General features: G+C 44.0%; 8 protein-coding genes and 1 riboswitch. All 8 genes read right to left on the bottom strand.

Translation table 11 applies throughout. The annotated features are described in order from the left end of the window. Nucleotides 1-247: 247 nt before the first annotated feature. Nucleotides 248-445, bottom strand: coding sequence for a hypothetical protein (locus EAI83_RS11935; RefSeq protein WP_129975491.1), 198 nt, complete (start codon nt 443-445; stop codon nt 248-250). A gap of 107 nt (nt 446-552) precedes the next feature. Beyond that, nucleotides 553-1,518: an ABC transporter ATP-binding protein gene (locus tag EAI83_RS11930; protein ID WP_114002515.1), complete on the bottom strand. Its 966-nt coding sequence runs from the start codon at nt 1,516-1,518 to the stop codon at nt 553-555. Beyond that, complete coding sequence (locus EAI83_RS11925) at nt 1,511-2,296, bottom strand: ABC transporter ATP-binding protein (protein WP_129975489.1); 786 nt, start codon at nt 2,294-2,296, stop codon at nt 1,511-1,513. Before EAI83_RS11925 ends, EAI83_RS11930 begins: the two co-directional genes overlap by 8 nt. A 14-nt stretch (nt 2,297-2,310) precedes the next feature. Beyond that, on the bottom strand, nt 2,311-3,879 hold the full coding sequence (locus EAI83_RS11920) for an ABC transporter substrate-binding protein (RefSeq protein WP_021651478.1): 1,569 nt from the start codon (nt 3,877-3,879) through the stop codon (nt 2,311-2,313). Between the two features lie 58 nt (nt 3,880-3,937). After that, nucleotides 3,938-4,768, bottom strand: a complete 831-nt coding sequence (gene nikC / locus EAI83_RS11915) for a nickel transporter permease (RefSeq protein WP_021651479.1) — start codon at nt 4,766-4,768, stop codon at nt 3,938-3,940. Beyond that, a complete protein-coding gene (gene nikB / locus EAI83_RS11910; RefSeq protein WP_021651480.1) occupies nt 4,769-5,707 on the bottom strand; it encodes a nickel ABC transporter permease in 939 nt (312 codons plus the stop codon). A 184-nt stretch (nt 5,708-5,891) separates the two neighbouring features. After that, nucleotides 5,892-6,080: riboswitch (cobalamin riboswitch) on the bottom strand. Nucleotides 6,081-6,364: 284 nt separating this feature from the next. Continuing rightward, nucleotides 6,365-7,324 (bottom strand): M14 family metallopeptidase, encoded by a 960-nt coding sequence (locus tag EAI83_RS11905; RefSeq protein ID WP_015524925.1) that lies wholly within the window; start codon nt 7,322-7,324, stop codon nt 6,365-6,367. 171 nt (nt 7,325-7,495) lie between these two features. After that, on the bottom strand, nt 7,496-8,776 hold the full coding sequence (gene hisIE, locus EAI83_RS11900) for a bifunctional phosphoribosyl-AMP cyclohydrolase/phosphoribosyl-ATP diphosphatase HisIE (RefSeq protein WP_129975487.1): 1,281 nt from the start codon (nt 8,774-8,776) through the stop codon (nt 7,496-7,498). Nucleotides 8,777-8,788: the final 12 nt, after the last annotated feature.

The following is an 8,788-nucleotide window of genomic DNA, read 5'->3' as shown; positions in this document are numbered from 1 at the left end:
ACAATGCTTTGCATTAATCAAGATCTATTTTATATTTGGGGCAATATTTTCAAGCTAATTGGTGTTGCCCTATAACAATCCCCATGATTTCTGCTTTTAAACCAGTTTTACACATATTTATAGATTTTATTATATTAACTTTAGAAAGTAAAGAGGATTTTTCGTTTTTTTACATAAAAAAGTATTTTATATGATGAAAAAGGGCTGAACCATATAAGGCGGCCCAGCTCTTTTTCAAAATCTCTGTTTATTTTTCTTCCATACGCTTCTGCACATCTTCCACTGTATATGCAAGCTTCTCAACATCCTCGGAATAAGTCAGCCCATCCTTCTCAGCCAGAGCTTTCAGAACACCGATCGTTTTCTGAAGATGCATGTAGTTTCCTGCGGAGGAACCACCTGTCAGCGCGATGTATTCTCTGTAATAATTCATGAACATGTTCATTTCCGGGCTGTCCTGATTATATACTACAACACCTATTGTATATTGGATATCTCCGTCTTCGACAGCAGCAGAAAGTTTTTAAAAATCATACTGTTTTGTGCATTTCTTTATTTTTCCGTTACATAATGGCAGGCTACTTCATGTCCGGACTCTACTTCTGTGAGCACAGGACGGATCGTCCTGCATTTCTCCATGCAGTGTTCGCAACGATTCTGGAATGGACAGCCATGAGGAACATCCAGAGGGCTGGGGGCCTCACTTTCGATGCTCTCGATCTTTTTGTTCTGATCCATATGAATGGAAAACTGTGCCCCCAGAAGAGCCTGTGTATATGGATGAAGAGACTTTTCCGTAACATCCTCTCCCGGAATTACCTCCACGATATTCCCGAGGTACATGACAGCAATCTGATGAGCAAAGGAACGGATCAGAGCCAGGTCATGGCAGATAAAAAGCATGCTGATGTTTTTCTCCTTCTGGAGACGTACCAGAAGCCGGATCACGGATTCCTGTACGGAAACGTCAAGTGCAGAGGTAGCCTCATCGCACACCAGAATCTCCGGTTCCAGGGAAAGTGCCCGGGCAATACTGATACGCTGACGCTGACCACCACTCATATTATGGGGATAGCGGTCTGTAAAATCTTCAGGAAGCTCTACCATTTTCAGGAGTTCTCTGGCCTTGGATTCCTTTTCGCTTCTTTTCAGCTTTCCGTAATTGATCAGGGGTTCTGTGAGAATATCCACGATCTTCATTTTCGGGTCAAAGGACGCCAACGGATCCTGGAAGACCATCTGCATGTTCTGACGGTTCAGCCAGGTTTCTTTTTTGGAAAGATCAGAGAGGTTTTTTCCATGGTAAAGGATCTCTCCGCTGGTCGGTTTGTCAAGAGAAATGACCATGCGGACAAAGGTTGATTTACCGCAGCCACTCTCTCCTACGATTCCCAGAGTTTTTCCTTTATAAACGTTCAGGTTCACATCGTTGCAGGCTGTTAAAGTTCTGCCGCCGGAAGCCGGGAACTGTTTTACGATATGTTTTGCACTGAGTACGATATCGGATTCCTTAAACATAACGCTGTCCCTCCATTTCCGGCACTGCAGCCAGCAGTTTCTTTGTATAGTCACTGGTCGGATGCTCCATGACTTCATCTCGTGTTCCCTGATCCACAACTTTTCCGTTCTGCATAACAACAAGCTGATCTGCCATATAGGCTGCTACGCCAATGTTATGAGTAACAATGATGATACCGGTTCCGAAATCATCACGGAGCTCCATCATCTGGCGTACGATCTGTGCCTGTGTAGTAACGTCCAGCGCACTAGTCGGCTCATCTGCAAGAAGCAGCTCCGGGTTAAAAGTCATGGCCATGGCAATACCAACTCGCTGGCGCATACCACCGGAAAGCTGGTGTGGATAACTTTTCATGATATTTTCTGCGTCCGGAAGACGCATTTTCTGAAGCATGGAACAGCCTTTCTTCCATGCTTCTGCTTTGGATACATCTGTATGTGTACAGATATATTCCACATACTGACTTCCGATCTTACGGATAGGGTTCAGGGTTCCGCCGCAGTCCTGGAAGATCATGGAAATGCGGGTACCCCTTAAATTTCTCCATTCATTCTTTGTATTGGAAAGCAGAGAATGTCCGTGAAACTGAATATCTCCGGTGCTGACCCGGCCACCTCCGCCAAGTGCGCCGAGGACAGCACGAATCACGGTTGTTTTTCCACTTCCACTCTCGCCTACCACACTGATGATCTCCCCCTTCTTCATGGAAAGGTTGAAATGTTCAATGGTAGGTGCCTGTTTTCCGTACTGAACGGAAAGATCCTTGATCTCAAGCATAAATAAGCGCTCCTTTACTCGGCAAGAGTGATATCCTTTGTCAGCCAGTAATAATCCATTGGATACATCTTAACACCTGTTACCTTTTTGTTGGAGAAGAGGTAGGTTGTCTCATAACCAAAGAATACAGTTGCAGCATCATCCATGATATCCTGCTGAATATCGATGATGAGATCTTTTCTCTTGTCCTCATCAAATGTCTGCGCAAGCTCGTCAAGAAGCTTGTCAACCTCCGGGTTATTGTATCCTGCAGTATTGTTTGCAGAGGAGCTGTACCAGTTCTCTCTTAAGTAGTTCTCAGGGTCTCCAGTGTTTGCTACCAGCACGTTCCAGATCAGAAGGTCATACTGACCGGAATCTCTCATGTCAAGAAGTGTCTCATAACTTACTGTGTTCAGGTTTACGTTGATACCGATCTCCTTCAGACTGGCCTGTGCTGCCTGTGCGTATACACCAAGCTCGGCACGGCTTGTGTAGATAACAAAATCAAGAACAAGAGGATCTCCGTCAGGAGTTTCTACAAATCCGTCACCGTCAACATCTTTGTATCCGGCCTCATCAAGGATCTTCTTTGCGCTGTCCGGATCATAGGAATTCTCATCCTTCAGATCATCGAATCCAAAGTCAAGTGTTGGAGGAACCGGTGCTTTACCAGCTGTTGCGCCACCCTCAAGAAGAGTGTTGCAGTATGTTTCCTTGTCAAGGCCACGAAGAAGTGCCTGGCGAAGAGCCTTATCGCTGAGTGCATGATCCTCATTCTGGTTCATGAATGCATAGGTGGAACGAAGAGACTGAAGCTCCTGGATGTCGTAATTGTCATTTCCCTCAAACTCAACCAGGTTCTCTGTTTTCAGGTTGTAAGCGATATCGATCTCACCTGTCTGAAGAGCCATGGAACGTGTTGTCTGGTCATCCACACATTTCAGTGTAACTTTATCAAGGGGAACTTCTCCATCCCAGTAGTTCTCATTTTTTACTACGATACAGGAATCCGTCGGGCTGAAGGACTCTACTGCGTAAGGTCCTGTACAGATCGGTCCTTCCATGGCAAATGTAGAATCATCTACATTTGTATCTACGATCAGAAACAGCGGGTCTGCAAGGCATCCGGCCATGTTTGCATTTGCTCTGTTCAGATGGAAGATCAGGTTCTGTCCGTCAACTTCGAGGCTGTCGAGATCAAAGAATTCCGGAACACGGTCACTCTTTTCAGCGGTACGTTCGATGGAGGCTTTTACCATTTCCGGTGTCATATCGTCACCGTTGGAGAATTTTACGCCCTCACGGATCTTGAAGGTCCATGTTTTTCCATCGTCACTGTTTTCCCACTCTTCCGCAAGACATGGAACGATCTCACCGTTCTCATCGAATTTTGTAAGGCACTCGCCGATCGCATAACGGGATACAACCCAGCTGAAATACTGCTCTGTCGGCTCCAGTGTATCTGCAAAGCTTGTTACTCCGATGGTGATCTCCTTATCACTTTTTTTGTCACCTTTTGCCTGAGCCACTGTTGCCATTGAAAGGGTCATCATACATGCAAGTGTAGCAGCCAGCACTTTTTTAACTACATTATTTCTCATTTCATCCTCCTAAAGATAATATACTGATCATATGGTGTTGGTTTGTTACAGAGTTGTTTTATTGATCCTGGCGCGGATCCAGTACATCACGGATGCTGTCTCCAAGCATGTTGAAAACAACAACACAGATTACGATAGCGATACCAGGGTAGATCATAAGCCATGGCGCCTTTGCCATGTAGGTTCTTCCTTCATTCAGCATCAGTCCCCACTCCGGTGTCGGCGCAGTTGCACCAAATCCCAGGAATGAAAGGGAAGCCAGCTCCAGCATCATAGTTCCGATATCTGCTGCCGCAGTTACCACCATCTGGGTTACCATGTTGGGAAGAATGTGTACAAGAAGAATTTTCCAGGTCTTTGTTCCGTTTACTATAGCTGCCTCTATGTAAAGACTCTTCTTGACTTTCAAGACCATACTTCGTGCAAGACGGGCATATTTTGTCCAGCTTACAGCCGCAATGGAAATAACGGCATTGACCAAGTTTGGTCCAAGCATACCGGCAATGGCAATGGCCAGTACAAGCCCAGGGAAGGAGATCATCATATCTGCGATACGCATGATCACTGCATCCACAACGCCGCCGAAATATCCGGCAATAACTCCTAAAAATGTACCGATGACAAAGATCACTGCAACCAGACATAAGGTCATGATCAGAGAGGTTCTTGTTCCGAAGATAACACGGGAAAGAAGATCTCGTCCAAGCTTATCCGTTCCGAACGGATGAGCGGAGCTTGGCTCCTGCAGTGATTCGGTCATAACTGCATTCAGTGGATCATATGGTGAGAGCTGCGGCGCAAAGATCGCAATTCCGATCACCACGAGACCCAGAATGAAGAAAAGAGTGAACTGTTTATTTTCTTTGAATGTTCGTAATACCTTTTTCAATTATCTATCCTCCTTAAGTCTTGGATCGAGATAAGTATAGGACAGATCCACAAGCAGGTTGATGCACATGTACAGGATCGCGATCCAAAGTACATAGCCCTGTACAAGAGGATAGTCACGACAGGAAATCGCCTTTACTGCCATATTTCCCATTCCAGGCCAGTTGTAAATGATCTCTACAACTGCAGTACCTCCCAGAAGACTTCCAAGGGAAAGTCCCAACAGCGTTACCAGCGGAAGCATAACATTAGGAAGGACGTGTTTCCAGAGAATGACGCTTTCCTTGATTCCACGCATTCTTGCACCTGTGACATAATCCTGATGAAGTTCCTCCAGCACTGCACTTCTTACCTGTCTGGTATATTTTGCAGACATGGCAAGTGCAAGAGTCAGCGCCGGGAGGATCATGGATTTAAAATCCGTACTGCCTCCTGCAACATTGATCCAGCGAAGCTGAACACCAAAGATGCTGAGAAGGATCAGGCCCAGCCAGAAGCTTGGAACAGATACTCCCACAAAGGTAATTCCTCTCACAAAATAATCCGGGAATTTGTTCTGATATACAGCGGCCAGGATTCCAAGCGGTATGGAAATAATGACCATCATCAGAAGTGCCAGCAACGACATCCTCAGCGTCGGCCAGAAACAGGATACCAGTTTATCTGTTACCGGCATTTTGAAAGAATAGGACTGTCCCATATCTCCTGTAACAACACCCTTCAGCCAGGAACCATACTGCACGAGAAAGGGCTGATCAAGGCCAAGCTCATGTCTTGTCTGTTCCAGAAGCTCTGGTGTAGGAAGATTACCACACTCTGTCAGCATGATCTCCGCAGGATCACCAGGTGACAGGTAGGTCAGTCCAAATGTGAAAAAGCTGATTCCAAATAATACAATGATGATCTGGAGAAATCTTTTTCCTACTTGTTTCTTTGTCACGTTTTACTCCTTTCCTCATTTGATGCGATTTTAACATTGCCGTTTTAATTTAGTTAGATAAAAGAAACTATTGGATTCTCAATATGCAGAATATGCATGGAATTTTAGAAAATTTGCACGAAAAAAGCCCGTGACGAAATACGGGCACACAAAATAAATATGCTTCCTATCTTCCGTAAGAATCATTTTAAAACAATTGCAAGCAGGTCTCCTGACTTAGGATCCTTACCCTCAGACACCTTCCCGGTCTATTTCTCACGCACTCGACCAGTGGTACTTTGTCTGAGGATTTCCCCTTACAGTGACGGGATCGTACCGGATTTACACCGGTTTCCCTATTAATCCTCTCAGAACTTACAACGGCTGATGTGAAAATCAGCAAATGCTGTCAAATTACTGAAACATTATATGATAAAACTATAGTTTATGTCTATGGAAAAATGTTATATTTTTAGAAAACTCATAAATTTTGTTAAAGATGCTTGAATTGTATATATCCCCCATGGGGGATTTGACAATTGGATTTATCTAATCTGCTAAAAAAACACGGATTTTACCTCACTATTTTTACAAATAGAATAGCAAATGGTAAAACCCGGTTTTCTTACTGTTTCAATATGATTTCAGACAGAAGCGTTCTGAAAAGGTTGTTTACTATCAGGTCAGAGTCTCCGTGATCGCTGCATATGCGATCATTGGTCCGTCTTCAATAATGTTCAGACTGGCTGTCTGATAAAGTACGACTCCGTTTTCAGTTGCAATAGAGGTGTAAAGTAAATTCCCATAGTAATCTCTCAGTTCACCCAGTTCTTCCCCCTTAAAAAAGTATTCTCCAGGCTTCTTGGACGGATACCAGCATCCGGTATACGGCGCATATTCATAGACTACATTTTCCAGAAGCATCTGACGGTAATGCTTCAGACCATGACATTTCTTTCCCTGGAGATGAAAAACAAGGTGACGGACGTCTCTTTTATCCTGTTCTACTTCCTCCCAGGTCCAGTAGCTGTGTCCGCCTCTTTCGATAAGAATACTTGGAATTCCAAGAGAAGAAGCATAATTGTAGGCGCCACCTGTGGCAGTTGTGGAACGGACCACATATTTTACGCCGATATGCCGTGCCATATGTAATGATTTCTCTGCTGTCTTTTCATCTACAACCCCTACATAATAAACATAGGGATGAAGCTGTTCGAACCCATCTCCGCTATGCAGGTCGATATAATAATCTGCTATGGAAAAAAGCTTTGTCACTATAGCATAGGCAATACGATCTGCAGCTGTTCCCTCAGGATCTCCGGGGAAAACGCGGTTCAGGTTCTTGCCATCCTCATAGACTAGACTCATGGTGCGATGCTCAAAGCCACTGACATTGACCAGTGGAACGATGATCACATTTCCCTTTAGTTCTTCCGGTTGAAATTCTTTTGCAAGTTCCATTGCCGCCTGGATTCCTACATACTCCGCACTGTGTATTCCCGCTGTGATCAGTATCGTCGGTCCGTCTTTCACTCCGCATATCACAGTTGCCGGCATTGCTATGCCGTATCCTGTGATCTTAATTTTCCCCTGTGCCTTCTCTCCTTTTTCAATCACCCAGTCATCAATTTTGATCATTGGTTGTTTCCCTTTTCCTTTTTTATATTTCCGCACTTTTGACGATAAGTATATCATGCCTAACCGAAATTGTACATATTCTTTTAAGATTCCGGGAAAACAGAAAAAAGCTTTCGTAACCGTTCATTCTGATCCGACGTACAAAAGCTTTTTTCCTGAATGATATATAATTTATCTTTTTACCAATTCTTTGGTGATTTCTTCCCAGCTGACTCCTTTTTCCACCATGAGTACCATCATATGATAAAGAAAATCTGAAATTTCGTATTTAATCTCTTCTTTATCCGGATTTTTGGCTGCAATGACGATCTCTGTGCATTCTTCACCGACTTTTTTCAAAATCTTGTCGATTCCTTTATCAAAAAGATAATTGGTATAGGAACCTTCCTTTGGATGTTCTTTTCGGTCAGTGATCACATCATACACATTCTGGAACACGTGAAGAGGATTGGTATCATCGTACTCCTTTTTCATCAGCGGTTTGAAGAAACAAGTACGGTTTCCTGTATGGCAGGCTGCGCCCACCTGCTCCACTTTGGCAAGGATCGTATCATTATCACAGTCAATGGTAAGAGACTTTACATACTGTACGTGGCCGGATGTCAGACCTTTGGTCCAGAGCTCATTCCGGCTGCGACTCCAGTATGTCATTTTTCCAAGCTTCAATGTTGTGTTAAAAGCAAGCTCATTCATATAGGCCAGCATCAGTACTTCATCCGTCCGGTAATCCTGGACAATAACCGGAACCATTCCGTCACTGTTTAATTTAAAGTCCGACCATGCAATATTACTTTTATATGTGTTTACCGGAATTCCGGCTTCTTCGCAGGTTTCCTTAAATGTATGCAGATCATTTTCAAGACTGCTTACATAAGCACCGCAAAGTCCGGACACAGCTGGTTCTCCTAAAAGCTCCAGAACGCTCTCAGATCTGTTTTCATCGGTATGAAGAACAATGGAAATCTGAGAAATCTCTGCAATTTCATTTTCGACAGTGTCCAAAGCCAGAACAGTGTCTGCATATGTTTCGATCAGATCCTGATTTTCTGTGAATTCTCTCAGATCAGAGATGCTGATCATCATACGCTCTTTTCCAAAGCGCCGGGATACTTCTTCCAGAAGCTTGATATTATTCTCTTTCGAAAAATTCAGTACAACTTTGGCACATCCCGCATAGATCAGCTTTTTTACATCTTCCATACGTTTGATATTTCCCGCTGCGATCACCGGGATCTCAGATACCTGACAGATATCACGGATTTTTCCGATCGCACGGTCATGCTCTGCATCTGTGGAAGAAAAGTCAAATACCAGAAGCTCATCTGCCCCATTGTCACCGTAAAATTTTGCAAGTGTTTCTACATTTCCGTCTCCGAAAAGATTTCTCTGTCCAAATCCGGTTACCGCCTTTTCTGAATGAAGATAAAGGCATGGGATCAACTGTTTGTTCATAAGTGGTCTCCT

The organism is Blautia sp. aa_0143 (assembly GCF_004167315.1).
Taxonomy (GTDB): domain Bacteria; phylum Bacillota; class Clostridia; order Lachnospirales; family Lachnospiraceae; genus Blautia_A; species Blautia_A fusiformis.
The sequence above is the reverse complement of the archived record's forward strand: the minus strand, read 5'-3'. Positions and strand labels throughout refer to the sequence as shown.

Bases quoted from the DNA above. Each gene is read 5' to 3' on its own strand.
- hisIE (WP_129975487.1), bottom strand. From the start codon at position 8,776: ATGAACAAACAGTTGATCCCATGCCTTTATCTTCATTCAGAAAAGGCG.
- EAI83_RS11905 (WP_015524925.1), bottom strand. From the start codon at position 7,324: ATGATCAAAATTGATGACTGGGTGATTGAAAAAGGAGAGAAGGCACAG.
- EAI83_RS11925 (WP_129975489.1), bottom strand. From the start codon at position 2,296: ATGCTTGAGATCAAGGATCTTTCCGTTCAGTACGGAAAACAGGCACCT.
- EAI83_RS11930 (WP_114002515.1), bottom strand. From the start codon at position 1,518: ATGTTTAAGGAATCCGATATCGTACTCAGTGCAAAACATATCGTAAAA.
- EAI83_RS11920 (WP_021651478.1), bottom strand. From the start codon at position 3,879: ATGAGAAATAATGTAGTTAAAAAAGTGCTGGCTGCTACACTTGCATGT.
- EAI83_RS11935 (WP_129975491.1), bottom strand. From the start codon at position 445: ATGAACATGTTCATGAATTATTACAGAGAATACATCGCGCTGACAGGT.